The organism is Persicitalea jodogahamensis, assembly GCF_014651615.1.
In the GTDB taxonomy this organism is placed as follows: domain Bacteria; phylum Bacteroidota; class Bacteroidia; order Cytophagales; family Spirosomataceae; genus Persicitalea; species Persicitalea jodogahamensis.
The window spans coordinates 757,898-782,679 of record NZ_BMXF01000002.1 but is presented as its reverse complement, the minus strand read 5'-3'; the positions used below and the strand labels follow the sequence as shown (position 1 = coordinate 782,679).

20 protein-coding genes and 1 tRNA gene are annotated in these 24,782 nt (G+C 50.3%); 4 read left to right on the top strand and 17 right to left on the bottom strand.

Translation table 11 applies throughout. From position 1 onward, the window contains the following. Nucleotides 1–45: 45 nt before the first annotated feature. Together IE117_RS13515 and IE117_RS13510 are read right to left on the bottom strand one after the other, a co-directional pair. Nucleotides 46–117: transfer RNA gene (locus IE117_RS13515), tRNA-Arg, on the bottom strand. Between the two features lie 93 nt (nt 118–210). Beyond that, a complete protein-coding gene (locus IE117_RS13510; protein ID WP_189564965.1) occupies nt 211–879 on the bottom strand; it encodes an NUDIX hydrolase in 669 nt (222 codons plus the stop codon). Between the two features lie 45 nt (nt 880–924). Here IE117_RS13510 and IE117_RS13505 point away from each other — a divergent pair, with 45 nt between their 5' ends. Beyond that, a complete protein-coding gene (locus IE117_RS13505) occupies nt 925–1,410 on the top strand; it encodes a DUF2721 domain-containing protein (protein WP_189564964.1) in 486 nt (161 codons plus the stop codon). 5 nt (nt 1,411–1,415) lie between these two features. Here the strand turns inward: IE117_RS13505 and IE117_RS13500 are convergent, their stop codons facing one another. Both IE117_RS13500 and IE117_RS13495 read right to left on the bottom strand, forming a co-directional pair. Further along, nucleotides 1,416–2,117, bottom strand: coding sequence for a hypothetical protein (locus IE117_RS13500; RefSeq protein WP_189564963.1), 702 nt, complete (start codon nt 2,115–2,117; stop codon nt 1,416–1,418). Between the two features lie 100 nt (nt 2,118–2,217). Next, the gene (locus IE117_RS13495) at nt 2,218–2,727 is read right to left on the bottom strand and encodes an alpha amylase C-terminal domain-containing protein (RefSeq protein ID WP_189564962.1); all 510 of its coding nucleotides are present in this window, start codon (nt 2,725–2,727) and stop codon (nt 2,218–2,220) included. Between the two features lie 17 nt (nt 2,728–2,744). Here IE117_RS13495 and IE117_RS13490 point away from each other — a divergent pair, with 17 nt between their 5' ends. After that, nucleotides 2,745–4,298: a hypothetical protein gene (locus tag IE117_RS13490; protein ID WP_189564961.1), complete on the top strand. Its 1,554-nt coding sequence runs from the start codon at nt 2,745–2,747 to the stop codon at nt 4,296–4,298. Between the two features lie 305 nt (nt 4,299–4,603). Continuing rightward, a complete protein-coding gene (locus IE117_RS13485) occupies nt 4,604–5,020 on the top strand; it encodes a hypothetical protein (RefSeq protein ID WP_189564960.1) in 417 nt (138 codons plus the stop codon). A 91-nt stretch (nt 5,021–5,111) separates the two neighbouring features. On the opposite strand, the gene glgB is transcribed toward IE117_RS13485, so the two are convergent. The 5 genes from glgB to IE117_RS13460 all read right to left on the bottom strand — a co-directional run bounded on the left by glgB (nt 5,112) and on the right by IE117_RS13460 (nt 13,561). Continuing rightward, the gene (gene glgB, locus IE117_RS13480; RefSeq protein ID WP_374757966.1) at nt 5,112–7,223 is read right to left on the bottom strand and encodes a 1,4-alpha-glucan branching protein GlgB; all 2,112 of its coding nucleotides are present in this window, start codon (nt 7,221–7,223) and stop codon (nt 5,112–5,114) included. A 110-nt stretch (nt 7,224–7,333) separates the two neighbouring features. After that, nucleotides 7,334–8,812 carry a putative maltokinase gene (locus IE117_RS13475; protein ID WP_189564959.1) on the bottom strand — a complete coding sequence of 493 codons (1,479 nt, stop codon included), beginning with the start codon at nt 8,810–8,812 and terminating at the stop codon, nt 7,334–7,336. A 170-nt stretch (nt 8,813–8,982) separates the two neighbouring features. Beyond that, nucleotides 8,983–10,155, bottom strand: a complete 1,173-nt coding sequence (locus tag IE117_RS13470; protein WP_229580938.1) for a dipeptidase — start codon at nt 10,153–10,155, stop codon at nt 8,983–8,985. A 195-nt stretch (nt 10,156–10,350) separates the two neighbouring features. Then, the gene (locus IE117_RS13465) at nt 10,351–12,330 is read right to left on the bottom strand and encodes an alpha-1,4-glucan--maltose-1-phosphate maltosyltransferase (RefSeq protein WP_189564957.1); all 1,980 of its coding nucleotides are present in this window, start codon (nt 12,328–12,330) and stop codon (nt 10,351–10,353) included. A gap of 169 nt (nt 12,331–12,499) precedes the next feature. Further along, nucleotides 12,500–13,561: an NAD-dependent epimerase/dehydratase family protein gene (locus tag IE117_RS13460; protein ID WP_189564956.1), complete on the bottom strand. Its 1,062-nt coding sequence runs from the start codon at nt 13,559–13,561 to the stop codon at nt 12,500–12,502. A 141-nt stretch (nt 13,562–13,702) separates the two neighbouring features. On the opposite strand from IE117_RS13460, the gene IE117_RS13455 reads away from it, so the two are divergent. Beyond that, nucleotides 13,703–14,662, top strand: coding sequence for an aldo/keto reductase (locus tag IE117_RS13455; protein ID WP_189564955.1), 960 nt, complete (start codon nt 13,703–13,705; stop codon nt 14,660–14,662). Nucleotides 14,663–14,666: 4 nt separating this feature from the next. Here IE117_RS13455 and IE117_RS13450 read toward each other — a convergent pair whose 3' ends face one another. The 8 genes from IE117_RS13450 to murC all read right to left on the bottom strand — a co-directional run bounded on the left by IE117_RS13450 (nt 14,667) and on the right by murC (nt 24,678). Then, nucleotides 14,667–16,607 (bottom strand): KUP/HAK/KT family potassium transporter, encoded by a 1,941-nt coding sequence (locus tag IE117_RS13450; protein ID WP_189564954.1) that lies wholly within the window; start codon nt 16,605–16,607, stop codon nt 14,667–14,669. A gap of 164 nt (nt 16,608–16,771) precedes the next feature. After that, on the bottom strand, nt 16,772–17,743 hold the full coding sequence (locus tag IE117_RS13445) for a radical SAM protein (RefSeq protein WP_189564953.1): 972 nt from the start codon (nt 17,741–17,743) through the stop codon (nt 16,772–16,774). After that, entirely contained in the window at nt 17,743–18,585 is an 843-nt protein-coding gene (gene accD, locus IE117_RS13440) for an acetyl-CoA carboxylase, carboxyltransferase subunit beta (protein WP_189564952.1), read from the bottom strand. The genes IE117_RS13445 and accD overlap by 1 nt, the downstream gene beginning before the upstream one ends. A 165-nt stretch (nt 18,586–18,750) precedes the next feature. Next, complete coding sequence (locus tag IE117_RS13435; RefSeq protein WP_189564951.1) at nt 18,751–19,449, bottom strand: DNA alkylation repair protein; 699 nt, start codon at nt 19,447–19,449, stop codon at nt 18,751–18,753. A gap of 59 nt (nt 19,450–19,508) precedes the next feature. Further along, complete coding sequence (ftsZ, locus tag IE117_RS13430) at nt 19,509–21,032, bottom strand: cell division protein FtsZ (RefSeq protein WP_189564950.1); 1,524 nt, start codon at nt 21,030–21,032, stop codon at nt 19,509–19,511. A gap of 42 nt (nt 21,033–21,074) precedes the next feature. Continuing rightward, a complete protein-coding gene (gene ftsA, locus IE117_RS13425; RefSeq protein ID WP_189564949.1) occupies nt 21,075–22,442 on the bottom strand; it encodes a cell division protein FtsA in 1,368 nt (455 codons plus the stop codon). Between the two features lie 22 nt (nt 22,443–22,464). Beyond that, nucleotides 22,465–23,241 (bottom strand): cell division protein FtsQ/DivIB, encoded by a 777-nt coding sequence (locus IE117_RS13420; RefSeq protein WP_189564948.1) that lies wholly within the window; start codon nt 23,239–23,241, stop codon nt 22,465–22,467. A 27-nt stretch (nt 23,242–23,268) separates the two neighbouring features. Further along, nucleotides 23,269–24,678, bottom strand: a complete 1,410-nt coding sequence (gene murC, locus IE117_RS13415; RefSeq protein ID WP_189564947.1) for a UDP-N-acetylmuramate--L-alanine ligase — start codon at nt 24,676–24,678, stop codon at nt 23,269–23,271. Nucleotides 24,679–24,782 lie beyond the last annotated feature (104 nt).

Sequence of the window (24,782 nt, the reverse complement as noted above, 5' to 3'; positions counted from 1 at the left end):
ACAAAAAAATCCGCTAACTACTTATAAGTTAGCGGATTAATCAAGTGCACCCGAAGGGATTCGAACCCCTATCGTCGGTACCGGAAACCGAAATTCTATCCATTGAACTACGGGTGCTTGGGGTATCGGGCTGCAAATATAGGCGTAATTTTAAAATTGTGGTACTATCCAGGGAAGGGTTTCTGGCAAATTCGCTAAAAATTATTCTGCTTAAAGCTGCTTAAGCAATGCCCAGTCGCCGATTTCTTTCAGATACAGGTAATCCAATAGAATGCCATTCGTGTTGGTAATCAGTCGGTGGCCTTCTATAAAGGGCACAACATGGGTTGTAATGCGTTCATGGTCAGATTCGACGCCCATATTCTGCTCGTGGTAGGCCATGATTTGGTTTTTGGGCAATTCAATTTCGTAGTAGAAAAAGTACATCGCCTCGTCGCTGGTGCCTGTGGAAGGGTAACAGGCATGTTGAAGCAGACGCGTCAGTTGTTCTTTGGTCACTTCGAGGCCCGTTTCTTCGTGGACTTCGCGGGCAGCCACTGCGGCGGGATCGCTTTCACTGTCCAGCATGCCAGCCGGATGTTCATAAGAATAGCCGCCATCGCAGATGCGCCGCTGCTTTACCAGCAGCAGGTACTTTTTCCGGGTCTTTGCTTCAATAAAACAGACCAGAACACAAACTACCTCCCCTTTCAGAAAGCAAATCGGCGGAATTTTGTCGCCCTCTGGTGTGGTGGCGTCAGTCATCAGCAGCGAAAACAACACTTCTCCCTGACCATTTCTTCGTGAATAGACCTCTTCAATGTTCTGGATATCCAGCCCGTTGCTTTCAAGTTTATTCCGCCAGAGACGGTACTTGTGTGAGTCGGTAAGTTTTTCCAATGGTATATTTGTCTGGTCCTTACTTGCTTTTACTGTTTCTTATCAATGGAACTCACGCTCAGCACTCCCGCCCTGCTTTTCTCCACCGTTTCGCTGTTGATGATCGCCTTCACAAACCGCTTTCTGGCGATTGCCAACCTTATCCGGGACTTGCACAAACAGTTTCAGCAAAACCCCGACGGCGTCGTGGTGGCTCAGATCCGAAATCTGCACATGCGATTGCGATTGATCCGTACGATCCAGGGAATGGCTGTATTGAGCCTGCTGCTGAGCGCGGTCTGTATGCTGGTGCTGTTACAGGAGCATTTTATGGCGGCCCGAATCCTTTTCATTGGTGCCCTGGTTTTGCAGATCACCGCCCTGGCTTTGTCTTTTTTAGAAATCTCCGTGTCGATCAAAGCCCTGCAAATAGAACTCAAAGATATGGAGGATACGCTGGACAGCCGCAGCAGCTTTGAGTTTTTCAATCTGCGTTCGAGATCGGCCGATTCAACGGGTACAGCTAGCAAAAAAGGTAGTTCCGAAGACTAACCCGGTCAATTGTAAAGCGGAAATGACAAGGCGACATAGGGCATTTGGTAGTTCGCTGAAAACCGCTTTTGCCCGTTGTTGAGCTTGAAGTCCGAGCGGTAAGAGATTTGCCCGATCATGTACCCCAGTTTCAGGCCTATCTGCTTGCCAAACCAGATCCTGACGAAGGCTTCGGCCTGTCCATTGTTGTTGCGCAGGAAAGCCGGGACGGCATTCAGATTAGCCGGAGCAATGCCAACGCCTTTGCCATTCAGATCCAGACTTATTGTGTCCGACTCGGCCACACTGGTAGAATCCGCAAGGCGATAGATCGCATTCCTTCTTGCGCCGAAAGCAAAAGACAGCAGGTCGGCATTCACGCCGATGTCCACCCTATCGGCGATACGCAGGCTGAGGCCCATCACGAAGCTCACACCCGTGGCTGACGCCCGGCTGAGCTGCATGGTGTCATTCATGGAACGTCCGCCTGGTGCCGTCAGGTAGGTATCCTGGGCCTGGTAGTTCCACACTCGTGCCCCGCCCGTCAGGCGAATCCAGGGAGCATTGGCAGGTTGGATGGTTTGGTAGTATAAAAGGGACGGACTAAAATTCGCCTGCCCGATTCCCGTGCCGATATCCAGACCCGCCGACACACGTGAGATGCGCTGGGCCTGGGTTGTGAGGGCACAAAAGCCAATCAGGAGCACAGCGATACATACTTTCTTCATTACAATCTAAGTGGTTTTTACGGGGGCAAAGGTAGGGAAAAGCCCAAAAGAAAAAGGCGGTTGAGCCAACCGCCTTTATTAATTAATTCATAAGGTGCCCCTATTTCTTCTTCAAAACTACCGCTCCCAATGGCGGCAGATTCAGCCTCACCGACTGCGGCCTGCCGTGCCACTGCTGGTTTTCGGTGGATACGGCATTAGGATTACTCACGCCGCTACCGCCAAAATCAGTGGCGTCACTATTGAAAACTTCCGACCGGTCACCTTCCGAAAGTACCCCCACGCGGTAGTCGGGACGGGGAACGGGCGTCAGGTTCAGGATTACTACCACGCTATCGGCAGGCTTGAGCCCCTTACGGGCGTAAATGACCACCGAGTTTTCGCGATCCTGGGTGTCGATCCACTCAAAGCCTTCGGGCGAAAAGCTGTGTTCGTAGAGGCTGGGCTCGGCGCGGTATAGTTCATTAAGAGCTTTTACACAGTTCTTGATGCCCGCGTGCGGACCGAATTCGAGCAGGTGCCAGTCCAGACTTTTCTGAAAATCCCCCGCGCAGGTTTGCCAACACGACGCGGGAGCTTTCGGAGTCAGTTCGAACCATTTTTCAATCATTCAAACCAAGTAAAATTATGAAAAATTTACTGAATTTACGTTTTCTGTACGTCCTCTTTATGCTAATTTGTGCTGCTTCGTGTAATAAACCGCACGACTCGATCCCAAAATTAAGCGCAGACCTGGACAAAAGCCCGAGAGTAGGTAGCGACGAGATAGACGAATTGTACGAGAAGGAGCCCATGTCTAATCTAAAGAGAGAATTCGGCAAGGCACTCGTCAAGTCAATGAATGAGAGTAAGGCTCTGAGAGATTTGATTAGGGCCAAGGCTTTGGAAATGTTTAATAAGGACTACGATGTCCTCTACGGAATGATTGCCGACGAAAAATTAGAGAACGGCATAACCGTCAATGATTTGATGATCAGAAACATGTCTGACAAGGAAACGATGAGCGATCTGGATAATATCAGTCCAACTCTAACGATTCTTGTTCCTGAGTTACCTGAGAACTCCTTCAACGCAGAAAAGTGGGATACATCGAAAGAAATCCCCAGAGTGGCAATTAGACTTACAAAGTCGAACGATGTACCGATCATTGATGGAACTGAAAGAATATTGGAGTGGGAATATACGCCCGCCTTCCCTGTGCTGGTTATTAAAGATAATGAGAGAGTTGTATCTGACAAAGATAGAGAATTTAGTAAAAAGTCAACTAGGCAGTTTTTGAGCAAGAGTGGAAGAAAATACAGATTTACTTTTGATAACTATGACAAACATAAGGAAAAGAGCAAGCGTATTGCTTTCTTCGGATCTGATATGGATCCAAAGCTACTGACAGCGTATAACACTTATTTAAATACAGATGGGTGGCAAAGGGACTATATCTATTATGATATAAGCCCAAGCCAAGACCGAGGCGTATTCAATTATGATTTTAAGGAAAAAATTAAAACTTTCAGTTTAGTTGGAGATCCTATGACTGCGTATAACAAAATATCGGATCAGACTGACGACCCACGCATATTGCAAAATACCCTCCACCCTACATCGAGCTGGACGAATGGTAACTTTGATTTTAAAGTTTCAACGCTTATCAACGCAAAGAATGGAGTAGGTACGGGACATGTCACAGCTTTTGGTGCTACTCCCGATGATCTTTTCAATCTGACGTATGAACTAGTAGAGTCTTATCCTTTTAATTATTATAGATTGACGAATGTAGAGTTGGATTATTATTATATAGATAATGGTGGTTTAGAACTAATCAACTGGGACTTGAATGAGTATGCCTCAAGCATCAATATCCGTATTGAGGAGGTGGACAATACTACAACCACTCACCTGCAAGAGACTAGTACAGTAAAATTCGCAGCAAATTTTGCTATCGAGGCGACGGTATTAAAAAAAATAGGAATCAAATTTGGGGCAAGCCTTGAAAATACTCAGACTCAAACTTATCAGAGATCCTTTACTCAGGATAATGATCTGCTGGGTAGCGTCATCGTAAACTTTGGCGATGATGTGGTTTTGAATACATATGGTAATGGATCCACGGCTCATACTAGGGAATATGCAACAGGATATTACTCCATTTCAGTAGAACCTACGAGAGTGCAGGGGACCCCATAAATGTTTTATTGCGGTTGTATAACGTCGCAGGCGGGAGGCCATTTTGACAATATAGAACTACCAAAATACCTCCCGCTATAACCTTTCGAAAGAACTTTTAACTGCACTGTGTAGTATGTCTCACTGATCAGGCCGTATATACTTGTACAGTTTTTGTGACGCTCCATTATTCATTACAAGCATACCCTATTTTGAAAAAAATTTACTTTCTCGTTATTTTATCACTGTGGGTTTTTGCTTGCAAGCATAATGCTGGTAAGATAGATCCCTCCAACCCAATAGAGCTAAACCCGAACAAAGCTTCATTGACTCACAATGGTCAACTCATTGAGTTTAAAAATATTAAAATTGAAGCTAATGAATTGGATTTGGAGACAGGAATGGGCCTGAGAGCTTTTGGAGAAGAAAAACTAGAAGATGTCAACGGTCACAACTACTATATAATCCTTGATTACCAGCTAGACAGTACCAAAGCCTACCGATTCCATAAAATAAATTTTGGAGTCGACAAAAAACTAGGCCCTCTATCCTATTACCGGATCGTCTATGCGGCACACCTCACTCCGGGCTACAACAACACTAACTTCCAGCACATTATCTCGACGAAAGACTCGGTGATCGATGGTACTTTTTCCGGTAAATTGAGGTCACTGTACGACGGCGATATAATTGTCGAGAAAGGTACTTTTCACCTTGATTTCAAGACCGTCCGGGATTACTAGCTTTTCGCAATGCATTCTACATAGCAACGGCGTCAGATCTCGAGACCTGACGCCGTTGCTATGTTTCTATAAAATCATGGGGCAACAAAAACTACCCCTTTTTCTTCAATAATACCGCTCCGAGCGGCGGTAAGTTCAGCCGCACCGACTGGGGCCTGCCGTGCCATTGTTGATTCTCACTGGCTACGGCATGGGGGTTGGTCACGCCGCTGCCGCCAAACTCCGTGGCGTCGCTGTTAAATACCTCCGTCCAGTCACCTTCCGAAAGTACCCCCACGCGGTAGTCGGGACGGGGAACGGGCGTCAGGTTCAGGATTACTACCACGCTATCGGCAGGCTTGAGCCCCTTACGGGCGTAAATGACCACCGAGTTTTCGCGATCCTGGGTGTCGATCCACTCAAAGCCTTCGGGCGAAAAGCTGTGTTCGTAGAGGCTGGGCTCGGCACGGTATAGTTCGTTGAGGGCTTTTACACAGTTTTTAATACCCGCGTGCGGACCGAATTCGAGCAGGTGCCAGTCCAGACTTTTCTGAAAATCCCACTCGGAGGTTTGCCCGAATTCGCAGCCCATGAACATGAGCTTGGTACCGGGATGCGTGTACATATAGGCGTACAGCAGCCGCAGGTTGGCGCAACGTTGCCATTCGTCGCCGGGCATTTTATTGATCATCGAGCCTTTGCCGTACACTACCTCGTCGTGTGAGAAGGGCAGCATAAAGTTCTCCGAGAAAGCATAAACCAGGCTGAACGTCAGCTGGTCCTGGTGCCACTTACGGAAGGACGGATCTTTCTCGAAGTACTTTAAGGTATCGTTCATCCAGCCCATCATCCACTTCATACCGAAGCCCAGCCCGCCCACGAACACCGGGCGCGACACGCCGGGGAACGAGGTGGATTCCTCGGCGATGGTCTGCACATCAGGAAATTCCTTGTAGGCGGCCTCGTTCATGTCCCGAAGCAGCGAAATGGCTTCAAGATTCTCGCGTCCGCCAAACTCGTTGGGTATCCACTCGCCATGTTTTCGGGAGTAGTCGAGGTATAGCATAGACGCTACGGCGTCTACACGTAATCCATCGCTATGGTAGCGATCGATCCAGAAAAGGGCGTTACTGATCAAGAAAGAACGTACCTCATTGCGCCCGTAGTTGAAAATATAACTCTTCCAGTCGGGGTGGTAGCCTTTGCGGGGATCTTCATGTTCGTAAAGAGCCGAGCCGTCGAAGCGACGCAGACCGTGGGCATCACCGGGAAAGTGCGAAGGCACCCAGTCGATGTACACGCCAATACCCGCCTGGTGCAGGCGGTCGATCAGGTACATGAGTTCCTGCGGATTGCCCATGCGCGAAGCCACCGAAAAGTAGCCCGTAATCTGATACCCCCAGGAAGGTGGATAAGGATGCTCCATAATGGGCATGAATTCCACGTGCGTGAAGCCCATTTCCTCGATGTAGGGAATCAGGGCATCAGCGATTTCGTGGTAGGTCAGGTACCGCTCAGGGTCCGAGGGGTCGCGACGCCAGGAACCAAGATGCATTTCGTATACCGAAATCGGGGCATTTAGCTTGTTGGCATCCTTGCGCTTTTCCAACCATTCGGCATCATCCCACTCGTACCAGGTATCCCAGACAATGGAGGCAGTTTTAGGCGCAACTTCGCACCAAAGCGCAAAGGGGTCAGATTTTTCCAGATGCTCGCCGTTGTTGGAAATGATAAAGTACTTGTAGACCTCGCCCCGGCCGATGTTGGGAATCCAGCCTTCCCAGATACCCGATTCGTCCCATCGCGGGTACAAGGCATGGGATTGTTTGTTCCAGCCGTTGAAGTTACCGATGATGGAAACAGAGCTTGCATTGGGCGCCCACACGGCAAAGTACGTACCCACTACGCCTTCATGCTCCATGACGTGCGATCCGAGCTTGTCATACAGTTTGAAGTGCTTGCCCGCTTTGAACAGGAAAATATCAAATTCAGAAAAGCGGCTTACTCCTTCCACCGGTTTGAAATCGGGCATGGGGTCGGGCATTTCTGCCGGAGGAGGCACGATTTTCGGAGCCTTGGCCGGAGCCTCGGCTTTCTGCTTGGCCGCCGTTACCTTCTTTTTCACTTCGGGCGCCGGGGCTTCCTTTTTAGCCGATTTATCAGTCTTCTTGGCTGATGCAACTGGTTTCTTTCCTGTATCTGTCTTGTCGGTCTTCTTAGCCATTCTGAATTTATGGAATAATGAATTGTACTAAATCGCTTACCAAAGTAAGCATCTTTTCGGCCTAAGCCAATTTTCAGAGAACGTGGTACTGGCTACCCATCTGCTTGCGGCTATCCATGAAGCTTCTCCACCTCCCGGATCACATCGACAATACCTTTCAACGGAATCTTGACCCAGTCCGGGCGGTAGCTGAGTTCATAGCCCAGTTCGTAAACTGCCTTCTCCAGCAAATAGTAGAGCATGAGCGAGTTGATCTCATTCTGATCTTTAAACAGCGGGTGGGGCCAGCCGATCGCCTCCGTGTAGCCGTCGAGATAAGTATCGCGGATGAGCTTGTACCAGCGCTCAGTGACTTTAAGTAGTTTGGTGGGTTCGAGGTATCGGGTCTCGTCGCTCTCGAACAGCTTGGCCGATACGGCATAATGGTAACTACGCACCATGCCTGCCACATCTTTCAACGGCGAGTGCTTGACCTTACGATCAGCAATGCTGGCTTCGGGTTCACCCTCGAAATCGATGACTATAAAATCATTCTGGACGTTAAGTACCTGTCCCAGGTGGTAGTCGCCGTGAATTCTGATACGCTGTGAGTGAATGTCCCGACTGAGGAGTTCTTCGGCAAATTCATCGATCAACTCCTTGGCCTCCATGAATTTCCAGGCCAGGGCCTGGGTTTGTTCGTCAAGGGCCCGGTACTTGTCGATCAAAAGGTTATAACGACTTTCGAGCAAATGGTTCAGTCGTCCCTGCAGGAACTTGCGATAATCTGCCGTAAAAGGCTCGGGCGAAAAAGTGGCGTCGGCTTCAGGATTGTACAGGGCACGATGCATTTCGCCGGTACGTCGCCCCAACAACCCCACCCGTTCGAATACATCTTCCTGAATGGAAAAAACGCGATTGGGAACGGCATAGAGGAAGTCGTTGAGGTAGTCGCCCGTTCTGTCCCAGTTGTCTTTCTGCGCATCTACCATGCGCTGCATCATACCCAGCGTAATATCGGGCTGGCCAAGGCTCTTCAGCGTCATGCTGCCGCAAAAAGCGGGCATCTGCCGGAAGTCGGAGTGTTCGGTCAAAAACTCGATCATTTCAACCTCGGGATTAGGGAGCTGAAAGAGTTTCCGGTAAAGTTTCAGGAAGTACTTTTCTCCAAATACCAGGGCCGAATTACTTGAATCGACGGGCAGCACCCGCGTAGAAATATGTTCCGGAAGATCTTCCGCTTCCAGTCCCTTGCCCCGTACGAAAGCCATACGCGCGGTTGGCTCGCCGTACGATTCAGCGTTATAGATATGGGTGTAGAGGTTGTACCGAAAAGTTTCGGTATATATCGCGTCTACCAGATACCGTCCGTCAACTTCCAGGATAAGAGTCTGTGCAGTGCTAAATCCCGGCATTTCGCTTACTGAAATGACCGGCAGCTGGTACCTTTCTGTATCGCCCTCCTCATAACCCACTTCGACTATCCAAATTGTGGCTTCCCCAAACGGAATCTGCTGAATGACCGAAGCAAGTACCACCTGCCGTGCCTTACCGGCAAACCAGCGGCATTTTTTTAAAAAGTCGACTAATTGGTCAGAAGATATGGGCATAGTTTTTCATTTTTGGGGACAGAGCGACATTCTTCGACTCCGCTCAGAATAACAAAAAGCGACAAAGCGACAAAGCGACAAATAGGAAAATAGAGACTGGTCGTTCGCTACTTCTAACTTAAATAAAACTTTGTGACTCTGAATCTTTATCGCTCTATTCTCTCTGTGAGCTAAAAAGACTGCGCCACCTTCTCCGCCGCAGCCAAAACCCGCATGACGTTGCCGCCCCAGATTTTTTCGATGTCTTTTTCAGAATAGCCACGCCGTACAAGCTCGGCGGTAATATTGCCGATATCGGACACGTCCTGGCAGCCGACGAGCTGGCCTCCTCCGTCCATGTCCATGCCGATGCCTACGTGGTCTACCCCGACAAGCTTGATGACGTGTTCGATATGATCGACCCCTTCGGCCACGGTCGGCATGTCACCCGCATATTTGGCACGCATATCCTTCATTTCCTGATACAAAGCCTTTTTATCGGCGTCCGACAGATCAACCTGACGCATTTTGAGGCGGATGGCCTTCATGGAAAGTTCCTGCTGCTGGCTGGGTTCCTTGACGAAACTCGGCACGAAGTTGATCTGAATCACCCCCCCGTTTTTGGCAAGTACCCTGATCATGTCGTCGGTCATGTTACGGGGATGGTTGCAAAGGGCTCGGCAAGATGAGTGCGAGGCAATAGCCGGTGCTTTCGTCAGTTTCATCACATCGTAGAAAGTCGAATCAGAAACGTGGGAGATGTCCACCATAATCCCCAAACGGTTCATTTCCTGCACCACTTTTTCACCAAACGGACTCAGGCCGTTGTATTCCGGCCCGTCGGGATCGGTAGAGGAATCGCAAATGTCATTATTGGCGGAGTGCGACAATGTGATGTACCGCAGCCCGAGGTCATAATAAAGTTTTAGATTGGCAAGGTCGTTGCCGACGGGCCAGCCGTTTTCCATTCCGAAGAATACCGACCGCTTCCCCTGCTTCTGCAATTCATAAGCGTCCTTCGGCGTAGTAGCAATACCCGCCACATCAGGATTGGCGGCTACGGCTTTGTGAATTTTGTCAAAAATCGCCAGTGCCTTTTCTTTCGCCTCGGCGGTGGCTTCGGGCGTCCGTCGCCCCTGGCCCATGTACACGGCGAAGAACATCCCGTCCATACCTCCTTCCTTCATGCGTGGAAAGTCGATCTGGGAACCATCCTGGTCGAAATCGTGCCGCGCGGCCACGTCGAAACCGTCCTTCATCATGTTGATGGGCACATCGGCGTGGGTGTCAATGGTCAGTACCTTCGCGTGGATTTTAGCCGCTTTTTCCTTTTGCTTTTCGGTAATAGGCTGGCTCTGAGCCATCGCACTTCCCGCCAGGCCAAGGAAAGCCAGGACCACAACATACTGTTTTTTCATTGTTTGGTTGTTTTAAAACCTTCTTATCCTAGCTTGTATAGAGCTGGCGATCAAAGGCATCGTGAATTACTGCGCGGCCAAAATCTTTATTCTCAACGGTATTCAAACACTAAGAGCCGGAGGCTGATAGCCTACGGCCCCTTAATACATGTCCTCTATTCGGAAGAGGTGAAACGGCATAATGTGCGGGTTCAGCTCGACGTAGTTCCATTCACCCTGCCACGTATGCATGGTACCCGTCACCAGGTCATGGACCCGGAAATAATCATGCTCCATTTTGCCCAGTAATCGCAGCGGCAACTGTACCCATCCCGCTTGTGTATTATACCCATCCAGATTCACGACGCACAGGATGCGATTTCCATTGGCGTGCGTTTTGACGTAGGCTACAATGTTCTCATTGTCGATATGGCAAAATTGCAGGTTATTCGTGAACTGCAACGCAGTGTTCTCTTTCCGCAGCCGATTGACAATGCGGATCAGGTACGTCAGCTTGGTTTCGCGGTTCCAGTCCCAATGCCGGACTTCGTATTTTTCAGAGTTAAGGTACTCCTCCTTACCCGGATAAGCATCGTGCACCATGTACTCGAACGTTGGGCCGAAGATGCCGTAGTTGGAAGACATCGTGGCTGCCATAAAGTACCGAATCAGGAAGTACGGCTCATGCCCCCCCTGCAGCAAATACGGGTTGATGTCGTGGGTATTGGGCCAGAAGTTGGGCCGGTAGTAGTACTTCATCTCCGACTGCGTGAGTTCAGTCAGATACTCTTCAATCTCCCATTTTTCGGTGCGCCAGGTATAGTACGTGTACGACTGCGTGAATCCGACTTTGGCCAATTGCCGCATAACCTTCGGGCGGGTGAATGCTTCGGACAGGAAAATCATGTCCGGATATTGCGCCTTTACCTCAGCGATAACCCATTCCCAAAACTTGAACGCCTTCGTGTGCGGATTGTCCACACGGATGATACGGGTACCCCATTCGCCCCAAAGCAGTAGAATGCGGCGCATTTCGAGCCACAAACCCTGCCAGTCGGAACTTTCAAAGTTGATGGGATAAATATCCTGGTACTTTTTGGGTGGATTTTCGGCGTACTGAATCGTGCCGTCGGGCCGAATCGTAAACCATTCCGGGTGATCCTTCACCCAAGGGTGGTCAGGCGAGCACTGGATCGCTAAGTCCATCGCGACTTCCATCCCAAAGTCCTTGGCGGCGGCAACCAGTTGCTTGTAGTCGTCCAGCGTACCGAGATCGGGGCTGATCGCGTCGTGGCCGCCCAGTTCGCTGCCAATAGCATAAGGCACCCCCGGCTCACCGGGCTGGGCCGTAACGACGTTGTTCTTGCCCTTCCTGAACTGCTTGCCGATGGGATGAATCGGCGGCAGGTACAGGACGTCGAACCCCAGATCGGCGATCCGGGGCAGCAGTTTGATCTGATCCTGGAAAGTACCGTGGCGGTCAGGCTCAGGGGCCGACGAGCGCGGAAACATGGAGTACCAGGCACTGAACCCGGCGCGTTCGCGATCGACGTACAAGGGTAGTTCGCGATAGCGGGTCGTGAATTTCCGTTCGGGATAGCGTTGCAGCCACTCGGTCATCCGAAAACTCAAAGCCAGTTGACGAGCCTCCTCATTGCGATGCTCGTTTCGCATGATGTCGATAGCCTCCGCAATGAGCGGCTTATCCCCGGCGGTGGCTTTGTCCAGCATGCCTTCCAGAAAGTTGGCGCCCATCAGCAGTTCAAGCGGCACACGCTGTCCGGCCTTGATTTTCAGCTCAGTATCGTGTTGCCAGGTATCTATATGATCGACCCATCCTTCAATGGTATAGACGTATTGACCTTGTTTCTCAACGGTAAAATCAGCCTCGTAGCGGTCGTTGACGATAAGCGTCATACCCACTTCCGACCAGTCGGAATCGTCGATGTGTTTGTAGAGCAGCCGGGCGGTGATGTGGTCGTGGCCGTCGCAAAAAACGTCGGCCTCGACATGGATGCTCTCGCCGGGAACGGCCTTGACCGCAAACTGGCCTTCGTTTATTTCGGGGATGAAGTTTTCAATGACCACACGGGTGCGGCCTTCAATATTTTCAGGAATCAGAAAGTTTTTCTTTTTCGCCATGAAAGCGTGATTTGGTTCGTTTGTTTTTGGCAAAATAAGGAAAAACCGGGATTTTAGGGCCAACTACCCCTTGGCAACAGCCAAAAGACAGGTGGGATATCGCTATATCCCTGCAATTTATTGCCATATTAAAATTCTGAAAGCGGCCCGACAGGACGTGCTATAGTCTCTATCGCAAAATTGGTCCCAAATCGGCCTCATTCTCCTTCAACCATTCGGCAATCTCTTCCACAATCTGCCTGATGCCGATCTCCGGCTTCCAGCCTGTCAGTTCCGTCACTCGGGTATTGTCCGTCACATAAAGCCGTATGTCGGCAGTGCGGGTTTCGGCCACGGCCTTGATCGGGATGGTGTGGCCCGTCACTTTCTGGCAGATTTCAGTGAGTTCCTGTAACGACGCGCTGCTCTCCAACCCGCCACCCGCGTTCAGGATTTGCCCGTCGACTTTATCGAGATTGTGTAGTTGCCAGTCGATAAGTCGGTAGAGATCGGCGACGTGCAGCATGTCGCGGATTTGCTTGCCTGTGCCGCCGTAGCCAAAGTACCCGAGTTGCTGCTGGAAGTAGTGCTTCGCCACCCAAAGTACCATCACGCCCTGATCGACTTTGCCCATCTGCCAGGGTCCGGTAATCACGCCACAACGATTGATGACCGTTTTGAGGTTATAGAATTCATTGTACTCCTGAATCAGTAATTCGGAGGCTAACTTCGTAGTTCCATACAGTGACCTCGGGCCATCAAGCGGAAAATCCTCTGCGATGCCCCGGGACGATGCCCCCGGCACGGGCTGATCATCAGCTAGAGCGAAGCGGGTTTCCTCCTCTACGAAATTGAGCGATTCCAGCGTCTTGATAGGATAGACGCGGCTTGTGGACAGAAATATAAAGGCCGCTTTATGCTTAAGAGCGTAGTTCAGGCAATTGACCGTACCGAAAAGATTGGTGTTGATGAGGTAGTCGGGCGTACCGTCCAACCCGGCGAGTACTGAGGGCTCGGCAGAGGCTTCAATGACAGTGTCGACGGCAGGCAAGGCGTCAAAATCTTCTTTGTTGCGAATATCTCCATGAACGAACTCGACCCCAGCTTTTTTTAAGCGGCTTAGGTTCAGCTCCGAACCGCGTCTCTTCAAGTTGTCAAGCGCGAATATTTGATAGTCTGGATAGTTATTTTTCAAGGCAATTGCCAGGGAGGAACCAACGAATCCGGCTCCGCCCGTAATGAGAATTTTCATGGGTCAGTGACAAGGTTATTATTTTATACAGGTTCAAAGTTAAGGCATCTTTGGGACGCTTTACGCCCTTTTGGCTTTGAAAAACTGCCGGAACGATATTTTTAACATCCGCATTTTGCATAAAACAAAACCAACCCCTACATGAAAACCCTAATCATTGGAGAAAGTGATAAAATTCCGGCCTTAGGGCTGGGTACCTGGAAATCTAAGGAAGGAGAACTTTATAAGGCCATCCTTGAAGCCATCGAAATAGGCTACCGCCACTTTGACTGCGCCGCGATTTACGGAAATGAAGCCGAAGTAGGCCGGGCCTTGCGTCATGCAATGGATGAAGGCCGTGTGAAACGCGATCAGCTTTGGATCACCTCCAAACTCTGGAATAGCATGCATAGGCCGGAGGACGTGCGGCCCGCCCTGGAGAAAACGCTCGCCGACCTGCAACTTGACTACCTCGACCTCTATCTTGTTCACTGGCCCATTGCGCTGAAACCAAGCTTGGGCATCAATTTTCCAACAGGCAGCGACGATTTCCTCAGCCTGCGGGAAGTGCCGCTGGCCGCCACCTGGACAGCCATGGAAGCCTGCGTGGACGCCGGCCTTACGAAGCACATCGGGGTATCCAATTTCAGCATGAAGAAGATTCAGGAACTACTGCTGACCGCCCGAATCAAGCCCGCTATGAACCAGGTGGAAATGCATCCGTTCTTGCAACAAGCTACACTGGTTGACTTCTGTCACAAGAACGGCATTCAACTCACCGCCTACTCACCGCTTGGCTCCAACGACCGGCCTGATCGCCTCAAGAAGGACGATGATCCAAGCTTGCAGGATAATCCCACAGTTAAGATTCTTGAAAAGAAACATGACTGCACCTGGGCGCAGATCGCTCTGGCTTGGGCAGTTTCCCGCGATACGGCAGTAATCCCGAAATCGGTGAACAAGAAGCGATTACAGGAAAACTTTGATGCAGCCGGCATCAAGCTAGATGAAGATGACATGGCCAAAATTTCCATGCTGGATCGTCACTTCCGCTACATCAATGGAGAAACATGGGCACAGCAAGGCACTGACTATACGGTGGCCAATATCTGGGATGAGTGAGGCTTTAACTATAGACTCGCCGGAGCTTTACATTTTCGGCGGGCCGTATAATCAACGGCACCTTCTCAATTTTCACTGAGCTGCTGTCTAGACCAAACCAGCGGTCCTCGGAAGTGGTAAAATCCTTGATAAAGAAGTAAGCCTTCATCACGACCTGCTCGAAAAAGGGCAGGTCGTTTTCAAATGACAGGAAGCGTTCCAGTACTACGAAGCGGAAATCTCCCGTCATATTCTGCCGGCTCAGCGACTCATAACGACTTGTGATGTCCACTTCCTTATTTTTGACCATGTCTTCAATCACCCGGCGGAAGAAAAGGTTAATCCGCTGTTCAACACGAAAGCCCAACCGGAAGGTTACTTTAATCACATCATCTTCTTCCAGTACATCCACCTTGTACTCCATCGTGTAGGGATCGTCGAGCGTGTCCACATGGACGAACCAATAAATGTCAGCGCGTTTGGGACGTTTCTGGAATATGGAGTAAATCACTTTGGTTTCGATTTCGCTGGCGCGCGAGGCATTGCTCATGTACACCAGGTGCGTGGCGTATTTGGGAATGCTGATATCGCGGCTAAGCTCCCGAAGAGCAGGAAGGTAGTTTTCCAGTTTGGCAAATTCCGTGAGCCGCAGCTTGATGTAAAAAGCCCGCAGCCACACAAACATCACGCCGCCCATGATACTCGCGATGAATACCGTCACCCAGCCACCGTGGGTAAATTTGACCATATTGGCTATGAGGAAACAGCCCTCGATGAACATATAAAAGCCAATGAAAGCCGCAACCCACCACATGTTGACCTTTTTCATGTAAAGGTAGTAGCCAAACAGAACTGTGTTCATCATCATCGTCATGGTGATGGCCAGGCCATAGGCAGCTTCCATTTTGGACGATTCTCTAAAGTAGAGAACTACCCCCACGCAACCCGCGTAGAGTAAAAAGTTGATACTTGGTACGTAAAGCTGGCCTTTTTGGTTAGAAGGATACACCAACCGCACCTTAGGCCAAAAGTTGAGCCGGATGGCCTCGCTGATCAGCGTGAATGCGCCACTCAGCATAGCCTGGCTGGCGATGACGGTGGCCAGGGTAGCGATTCCGATCCCGAAAGGCAGGAACCAAAGTGGCATGATTTCGTAAAACGGATTTCGCTCGGCCAGCATTTGTCCGCTGAATTTGAGCACGTAGGCTCCCTGCCCGAAATAATTCAGCAAAAGGCAGCTTTTTACAAAAATCCAGCTTATCCTGATGTTGCCCCGACCGCAGTGGCCCAGATCAGAATACAAAGCCTCAGCTCCTGTAGTACATAGAAAAACGGCGCCCAGGAGCCAGAAACCACCCGGGTGTACTACCAATAACTGGTAGGCGTAGTGCGGGCTAACGGCCCGAAGTACCCCCGGATCGCCGAGCAGCGCCACTCCGCCCACTGTTCCCAGCATGACAAACCAGGTGAGCATCACCGGACCAAAAGCGGCTCCGACTTTGTTGGTACCGAATACCTGAATGGTAAACAGGATCGTCAGAATAATCAGGACAATGGGGATCGTCTCGATGGTCGGGTAAATGGCCCTGATCCCCTCAACGGCGGAAGAAACCGAGATGGGGGGCGTGATGATACTATCCGACAATAGCGTGGCCCCGCCGATAATTGCCGGGACAGTAAGCCACCTGGCATGGCGGCGTACCAATGCAAAAAGGGCAAAAATTCCGCCCTCACCGTTATTGTCCGCTCTGAGAATCAGGATTACGTACTTGACGGTGGTCTGGAGGGTCAACGTCCAGAAAATACACGAGAGCGCGCCGAGGATAAGTTCCTCCGTGATCGTTTCAGTACCGGCAATGGCTTTGAGTACGTACAGCGGTGAGGTGCCGATGTCACCAAAGATGATACCCATCGCTACCAGTACTCCGGCGGCGGAAACCCGATCTAAATTTTTGTGATTATCCATTGACGTGCATTGACGACCAGAGAGGGGAAGATCTGTCGAGTATTTCTTGCAAAAAAGTCGCCAAAAGTAAGGGAATTTTTATTACCGGAGTGGAACCCGGGATTAAGTTTTAAATTTTGTGTTTTTCAATTCCCGGCCATAGGCGGCATCCGTTGAACAACTTATTAAAACATCTGCTTCCACGTGCCTTTGATCCGGTTGTATTTCAAAGTACTCGGCAAGGCCTTCCACCAGTATCTATTCATTTCTACGGCAAATGATGGCTGCATGTAACAATTGATCGCGCAGCCTTCGCAGGCAGGCAGGCGGCCTTCGAGGGCTACGAGCTTCTGAACTTCCTCAGATTGGTAAAGTACCTTCAACTTGCCCTCGATCGGAAACTCCTTCAATCCCAAGTGGTAGCAGGGAAGCACAAGTTTGTTTTCGGGTGAAATTACCAGCGTGGTGCTGGCAGCCTTGCAGATAGGATCTTCAACGTGATTGCCGCCGTCTATTCGTAACTGCACAAAGGCATCGTTAAGATAGACGTTCTTCTGTTTGCCCCAGCGGGTTAATTCGCTCAGGGCGGACGCAGATAGATTTCCGCCCACTTCGTTATAGGAAAAAACCGGATTCAGGATAAGCACCAGGTCATTGGGCAGGCAGATGTCTTCCCTTAATTGCTTGATCTGATGAATATTTTCTTCAAAAACCGTGAAAAGAATATCGGGTCGCTCACCCAGTCGGCGAGCGATCGCGATGGACTCTATCACTTTATCGAAGCATTTCACTCCACGCGACTTATCGTGTTCCTCACGAATAGGCGAATCCAGTGAAAAATGAAGCATGTCGATTAACCCGCTTAGCTTTTCGGCATGTTTGGGGTAAAGCAGACCGTTAGTCGTTACGGTAGTGATCATTCCCTGATCTTTGGCTTCACGAAGCAGCTGATCCAATTGGCGGTGCAATAGCGGCTCACCGCCTGTGAAGTCGATTACTTTCACACCCAGTGCTTTCAGGTCGCTCACGTTTTGCCGAAAGTTTTCGAGCGTCACGTAAGGTGAAGGCCGTTCCCAGATATCGCAAAACCCACAAGTCGCATTACAGCGGTAGGTTAAGTAATAATTGCACAAGACGGGATGGGACACCAACCGCATTATTGAATCATTTTGAGCAGGCTGGTAAGTTTGTCTTTCAGGTCTTTACGATCAACGATGAAGTCAAGGAAGCCGTGTTCCAATACGAACTCGGCGCTCTGGAAGCCTTTTGGTAAATCTTTGCCAATGGTTTCTCGGATCACGCGTGGCCCGGCAAAGCCGATAAGGGCTTCGGGTTCTGAAATGTTGAAGTCACCCAACATGGCATAAGACGCCGTAACGCCCCCCGTAGTGGGGTCGGTGAGTAGCGAAATATACGGAATGCCCGCCTCCGAGAGAAGCGCCAGCTTAGCGGATGTTTTAGCCATTTGCATCAGGGAGAAGCCCGCTTCCATCATTCTGGCTCCGCCCGAGCGGGAAATCATCAGAAAAGGCTGCCGGTTTTTCAGGGCATGGTCGATGGCTCGCGCAATCTTCTCCCCTACTACCGACCCCATTGAGCCACCGATGAAATTGAAATCCATACAGGCGATCACGATTTCCAGGTCATTCATTCTACCATACCCCGTTCGCACCGCGTCTTTCAGGCCGGTTTTTTCCATTGTGCTGCGGATACGGTCGGGATAGGCCTTAGTATCTTTGAAATTCAGCGGGTCAGCAGAGGTCAGGCTGGCATCCAGCTCTGTGAATTTGTTGTGGTCGAAAAGGATCTCGAAGTAAGCTTCCGAACCGACTTTTTCGTGGTAATTACAGTGCTCGCAAGTATAAGCGTTCATCTTGTGCTCACGGGTTTGCATGATTTTCTTGCAATTCGGGCACTGGTACCAAAGTCCGTCCGGAGCTTCGCGCTTCATCTCCGTTGGGGTGTTGATTCCTTTTTCTTTACGTATAAACCAAGACATAAATGGTTGTTAAGTGCTGGATTCTGGATCGTCTCAAATACCCGATTTTACCGTAATCGGGTGCCAAAGATAGTAATGAAAAATTTAACCGAAGAAATGATGGGCATATTGAACGGTAACCGATAATCCCCTATTTCAATCATCTGCCGTATGGCCGCTACAAAGTCAAAATTGAAGAGAAAGGTAATACTGCCTGCGAAAGGGCGGCAGTTTCTCGATAGCGTATCGCAGCGTGGTGCGCGGCAGGGAAGCAATATGCCGGTGCAGAAATTCCTCCATTGCATCGGGATCACGTTTGCCTACTTCGCGCAGCATCCAGCCCACAGCCTTATGAATGAGATGATGCGGATGGGTTAGAAGCATTTTCGACAATGCCAGGGTGTCGGAGAATTGATTTTTCCGGATAAAATACAAAGTGGCTATGATCGCTACCCGCTGCGACCATAAGTGAGGACGCTGTGCCAGATCGTAGATGATACGGCGATCTTTTTCGAACAAATGGTGCCCCACAATTTGTGGAGCTGACAGGTCTACCAAATCCCAGTTGTTGATAAAATCAAGATGAGCCAGATAGCTGTTGAATATTACCTGCTGATCATAAGCATCGGCTTTCGGATACTGCCCCACCCAAATGAGCAGGGCTGCAAAGCGACATTCGTGAACGGGATCGCGGAGTAGTTTTTCGGTCTGCCGGATATTCAGGTTCAACCAACGCTTTGCCACTTCCCGAACTCTGGGATTGGGAATCCCCCAGAATACGTCTCCTTCGGCGTACTGTCCCGGTCCGGTCTGGAAAAACCGCGCTACCTGCAAGGCGCGTGCCTCGTCGGCTATGGCAGCAAGTTCGGAGCGAATGTCCTGCATATTCTAGATTAATATTTACGAAAAAGAGGTGAGAATCACGCTCACCTCTTTTTCATTTTTTAACTCAACCGGATCTGCTCCATTTCACCCGGAGGCAAATTGGGGTGCCGCCAAAGTTCGAGTTGGCTGCGTCGGTAGGCAGGGTTGCGCTCAAGATCGTCCCAGTCGATGCGGCTGCGGTTCCGGAAGCGCTGCACCATTTCCTTGATGCGCTCATACTCTTCTGCTGACCAGTCGTCACCATCATCATGCCGAATGGCTGCCCCACCATGCGTAATGGGCTGTGAATGGTGCGATGGAAGTACCTCCACATCAACAAATGGATCCGATGTACCGTGTGTCGGCGGTGGTGGGCTAAGCACATTACCCGTGGGGGTACCAGGCTCGTTGGCAGTAGTGTTATTATTATTATCCCATGCGCCATTTTCTTCAATAGTCTTATCAGATTCCTGCGCCTGGTCGGCAGATGCTTCAGACGATGTTCCGTTTTGAATCTCCGGTACATTTTCGCCCGATTTTTCAGTGATGGCTACCACTTCCTCGGGAGCATCAGGCGGCGCAATGGCAGGCTTGACACTATCGAAGCCGGCCGCCACTACGGTCACGCGCAGCTTTTGACCCAGCGTGTCGTCAGTGATGGTGCCCAACTTAAACAGGTGTGCTTCACCACCTACCTGAGAGAGCACATGCTTCCAGATCTCGGTCTGCTCCCGCATGGTCGCCTCATGCTTGGTGCTGGATGCCAGGGTAACCAGAATCCGCTCGGCACCCTTGATGTCGCGGTCATTGAGCAATGGCGAATCAAGGGCCTGGCGCACGGCTTCGAAGGCACGTTTGTCCCCCTCCACCTCGGCAGTACCCATCACTGACTGCCCGGCTTCCTTAAGTACCCGCTCGACATCCTTAAAGTCAGTGTTGATGTTACCCCGGGTAGTAATAATCTCAGAAATGCTCTTTACGGCATTGAGCAGGATGCTGTCGGCTTGGACGAAAGCTTCCGTGATGCGCATATCCTCAAAGAGCTCTTCCAGCTTATCGTTGAGAACCACCAATACAGTATCGCTGTACTTTTTGAGAAGCTCGATCCCCTCGAAGGCGTGTTTCTTCTTCAACGACCCCTCCCAGGAATATGGAGCCGTCACGACCGAAACCGTGAGAAGCTTCATTTCTTCCTTGGCGATCTGGGCGATTACCGGGGCAGCTCCTGTGCCTGTTCCTCCGCCCATACCCGCCGTGATGAAGACCATCTGAGTGGCCCCACCCAGCAGGGCTTTTATTTCTTCGATTGTTTCCAGAGCGGCTTCGCGGCCCCGGGTTATCTCCATCCCGGCTCCAAGCCCTTTGGTAAGGGTGGCACCCAGCTGAATTTTGGTCGGTACGGGGCTTTCCAGCAGAGCTTGCCGATCGGTGTTGCAGATCGCAAACTCCACATCTTTAATGCTCTTCTCGTACATGTAATTGACCGCGTTGCTACCGCCGCCACCTACACCGATCACCTTGATGATAGAAGGCTCACCGGCATTGTCTTCAATACTATTCACGATGTAATCCTGATCCAAGGCGTTATACAAATTGCTGTTCATGGGTGTGTGTCTCGTTTTTCAGTCGGGATTTTCAACCCTGTATTAGTATCCTCCTCCGGTCTTGTCATTCTTATTGTCACCACCCCCAAAAAGGTTTTTAAGGTTCCAGCCGGGAAAGAGACCGCCACTGTCAGGATTACTGTTTTGTTCCCCCGAATTATAGCTACGGCTGTCCCGGACTGGCGGCTTTTTGGGAGGTGCGGCTGGTGTCGGACAAATTGAATCAAGGCGGGGGTCCACCCTCTTGATGCCCGCCCAAGCCAGGCCCACCGCCGTAGCGTACAGGGTATTGGCCACTTCATCAGCCTTTGGGGTGTTGGCCAGTCCGGCAGGGATACCAACCTTTACGGGCATTCCACCCGCTACGCGGCTGAACACCGTTTCAATATCGGGCAGATTAGCAGTGCCACCTGTAAGTACCAGGCCTCCCACCAGTTGGTCGGCAAAGCCCGATTCCAGGATTTCGGCATAGACCAGAGCGGCCAATTCCTTGAGTCGCTCTTCTATAATGAGCGCTACGTTTTTCTTAAGTACCCGCTTCGGCTCGCGGCCACGCAGGTAATTAACCAGAATCTCGATATTCAGGGGGATCGGTTCAGAGAGCCCTTCACCATGCTGTTGCTTTAGGCTTTCAGCATTGTTCTTTTGGATACCACAACCAATTTTGAGATCGGAGGTAATCTGCGAACCACCAATTGGAATGGAGACGATGTGCCGGACCACGCCGTCGTGATAAATTACGATATCTGTAACATGATCGCCAATGTCCACCAAAGCGGTCCCCGCTGCCATTTCTTCATCGTTCAGCACGGCCAGTCCGGCAGCGATGGGTGAAAGCAGCAATTGTTCGTGAATAAGTTCGGGGTCGGCCCATTTAAGACTGTTGCGCGTGGCGTCGATTACCTGCTTGTTGCTGGCGACCACCAGAAATTGCCCACCCAGCCGAACGCCGATGCGTCCAACCGGCTCTTTCACACCTTTTCCATTGTCCACGGTGAACTCACCGGGAATGATGTGCATTACCTCGTTATTGGGTTCGGTTTGTGCGCGGTACAGGTCACGGATGAGCTGATCCACGTCAGTCTGAGTTACCTCGTTGCTACTGGCCGAGGTGGGGCGCACCATGTTGGGTGTTATGGACGAAACCTGAATGTTGGTACCACCAAAACCCACATTGACGTTGCGGATGTCCAGATCGGAGCGCATGGCCAGTTCCGAGATGGCGGAGCGAATAGCCATACCTACCTGCTTCACGTTTTTAACAGCCCCCCGCACGATAGCATCCTCAGGAACTTTCACTTCGCTGAATCCGATGATTTCGATCATATCCTGGTCGTGGGCCTCCACAGCCACAGCGGCCACCTTTGTACTGCCAATATCCAATCCAACCGAAATGATACCTTTATTCATGATTCTGTGGGCGTTTATAGTATTATTCGCAAACCACCTGGTCGCGGAATCGGAGATTTATCCGGTCGTAACGGCTCCAGTCGGCAGCCATCACTTTGTTATAAAAAATGCGGAGTTTTAGCAGCTTTGCCGCAACATTCTCCGCTTTACCAAATTCAATCAACTGGTCGCCCAAGGCGGTTTTCAGTTCCACGAATCCAGACTTCGATACGTCCATTTGGATGACCTGCGCCTTCCAGAAAGGGTCTTCGCCCAAATAACGAATCATATCTACCACCTGCCTTCCCGCTTCGGTGTGCAAGTCTTTTTTATTTTTAAAAAAATCTCCCGACACTAGCAGCACTCGTGCCGAAAATCGGTCGGACAGCGGGATAAAATCACCTTCGGCGTTGATATAAAAGCCATCTGTTCCCCGCCACTCCCCTTGCCTTGATGAACCGATCCAACGAGCCAGCGGCTTTTGCTGCTGAATGTCCACGACCAGGTTTCCGTTCAAATCGTGATACACCTGACAATCTTCAATCAACTTATTGGCTTTGACCCGGTTTTCCAAAGTCCTAAGGCTCACCTCCTGCTGCCGGTTGCCATGGACGGGATCCCGTCCATTGTCTGTCAGGATTTTTTCTACATCCGCCTGGTCGATAAACCTTATTCCCGAGTCGTAATCCACTTTGACCACCAAATCGTCGCACTGCTGACGGCTTAGTTTACTTTCGGCCATGCCTACACATATAAGTAAGACCGCAAACCAAACGATTTTACCCAGCCATTTTTTGTAATAGTCAAAATTACGTAACATGCCGTTAATATTATAAGGCTTTGTCCATTAATTAGCAAGCGGAGCTTTCAACAGCTGCGCGATGTCCGGAACCAGCCGGTCGATATCACCAGCGCCAATCGTAACCAACACCTCTATATCAATCCTTTCCAATTTACGAAGTAAATTTTCATTTGAGATAATTTCTTTATCACCCAACTTAACTTTTTCCAACAACATCTGAGAATTCACGCCAGCAATGGGTTGCTCCCGAGCCGGGTAGATTTCCAACAGGAACAGCCGGTCGGCCAGGCCTAAGCTGGTAGCGAAGCCCTCGGCGAAGTCGCGGGTGCGGGTAAAGAGGTGAGGTTGAAAGATAGCGGTGATGTGCCGATTAGGATAAAGGGCTCGAACGGATGTCAGGAATGCTTCAATTTCAGTCGGATGGTGGGCGTAGTCGTCGATAAAAGTAAGATCCTCTGTTTCGATGACATATTCAAATCGCCGCTTCACCCCCCGATAACTGGCCAATCCGTCCCGAATCCGGTCGGGCGACACTCCCAGCCGCAGGGCCGCTGCACTGGCCGCGATTGCATTCTCGACATTGTGGTAGCCCGGTACCCGCATGGATACATCTTTTATTTCCCCGTCCGGATAAATTATATCAAAAACGAAACGGGCATTTTCAATTCGCAGGTTTTTGCTGCGATAATTGCCCGTCTGTAGAGAATATTCCAACACTTCTGCTTTGGTTCCAGCAGCCAATTCCAACCCTTCTCGCATAAACAAAACTCCTTCTGGCTTGATCTGACCCACAAAATCCCGAAAAGACTCCAATAAAGCTCCATGTTCGCCATAAATGTCCAGATGGTCGGCGTCAGTAGATGTAACAATCGCCAGATCAGGATGTAGCGTCAGAAAGGAACGATCAAATTCGTCAGCCTCTACCACACAAACGACCTCATCGGCTTTTTCGGTGGGTTCATTCAGTAAAAAATTCGTACCATAGTTTTGGGTGATCCCCCCCAGAAAAGCGGTACAGTTGACACCCGATGCCCGTAGCAGGTGGGCCACCATTGAGGATGTGGTAGTTTTGCCGTGCGTTCCGGCTACGCCTACCGTGCGCAGATTTTGCGTAATCCAGCCCAGTACCTGCGAGCGTTTCTGTAAAGTATATCCCTGGTCCTTGAAATACTCCATTTGACGGTGTCCGGCGGGAATGGCAGGCGTATATACGATTAAGGTTTTGACTGTATCCTGCAGAACAGCCTCTGGAATCTGCTCTACAGCATCGTCGTAGCAAACGGTAATCCCTTCACTTTCCAAAGCCCGGGTTAATGGTGTCGGGGTGCGATCGTAGCCCCCGACCGCAAATCCGTTGGTGTTGAACCAGCGCGCCAAAGCACTCATGCCAATGCCGCCTATACCGACGAAGAATACGTTTTTCCAGGTAGATTTTAAATTTTGGCTGTCAGACATTGAATGGGAGATATTTTAATTTCCGGTGGGTCAATCCTGTTCGTTTTTAGTGGCAGTTGATTATCTTATAATTAAAATTATTACGATATTCACAATCTCAACCA

Bases quoted from the DNA above. Each gene is read 5' to 3' on its own strand.
- IE117_RS13495 (WP_189564962.1), bottom strand. From the start codon at position 2,727: ATGATTGAAAAATGGTTCGAACTGACTCCGAAAGCTCCCGCGTCGTGT.
- IE117_RS13490 (WP_189564961.1), top strand. From the start codon at position 2,745: ATGAAAAATTTACTGAATTTACGTTTTCTGTACGTCCTCTTTATGCTA.
- ftsA (WP_189564949.1), bottom strand. From the start codon at position 22,442: ATGAATAAAGGTATCATTTCGGTTGGATTGGATATTGGCAGTACAAAG.
- IE117_RS13500 (WP_189564963.1), bottom strand. From the start codon at position 2,117: ATGAAGAAAGTATGTATCGCTGTGCTCCTGATTGGCTTTTGTGCCCTC.
- ftsZ (WP_189564950.1), bottom strand. From the start codon at position 21,032: ATGAACAGCAATTTGTATAACGCCTTGGATCAGGATTACATCGTGAAT.
- IE117_RS13455 (WP_189564955.1), top strand. From the start codon at position 13,703: ATGAAAACCCTAATCATTGGAGAAAGTGATAAAATTCCGGCCTTAGGG.
- accD (WP_189564952.1), bottom strand. From the start codon at position 18,585: ATGTCTTGGTTTATACGTAAAGAAAAAGGAATCAACACCCCAACGGAG.
- IE117_RS13470 (WP_229580938.1), bottom strand. From the start codon at position 10,155: ATGGCTCAGAGCCAGCCTATTACCGAAAAGCAAAAGGAAAAAGCGGCT.
- murC (WP_189564947.1), bottom strand. From the start codon at position 24,678: ATGTCTGACAGCCAAAATTTAAAATCTACCTGGAAAAACGTATTCTTC.
- IE117_RS13450 (WP_189564954.1), bottom strand. From the start codon at position 16,607: ATGGATAATCACAAAAATTTAGATCGGGTTTCCGCCGCCGGAGTACTG.
- IE117_RS13505 (WP_189564964.1), top strand. From the start codon at position 925: ATGGAACTCACGCTCAGCACTCCCGCCCTGCTTTTCTCCACCGTTTCG.
- IE117_RS13465 (WP_189564957.1), bottom strand. From the start codon at position 12,330: ATGGCGAAAAAGAAAAACTTTCTGATTCCTGAAAATATTGAAGGCCGC.
- IE117_RS13460 (WP_189564956.1), bottom strand. From the start codon at position 13,561: ATGAAAATTCTCATTACGGGCGGAGCCGGATTCGTTGGTTCCTCCCTG.
- glgB (WP_374757966.1), bottom strand. From the start codon at position 7,223: ATGGCTAAGAAGACCGACAAGACAGATACAGGAAAGAAACCAGTTGCA.
- IE117_RS13475 (WP_189564959.1), bottom strand. From the start codon at position 8,812: ATGCCCATATCTTCTGACCAATTAGTCGACTTTTTAAAAAAATGCCGC.
- IE117_RS13445 (WP_189564953.1), bottom strand. From the start codon at position 17,743: ATGCGGTTGGTGTCCCATCCCGTCTTGTGCAATTATTACTTAACCTAC.
- IE117_RS13435 (WP_189564951.1), bottom strand. From the start codon at position 19,449: ATGCAGGACATTCGCTCCGAACTTGCTGCCATAGCCGACGAGGCACGC.
- IE117_RS13420 (WP_189564948.1), bottom strand. From the start codon at position 23,241: ATGTTACGTAATTTTGACTATTACAAAAAATGGCTGGGTAAAATCGTT.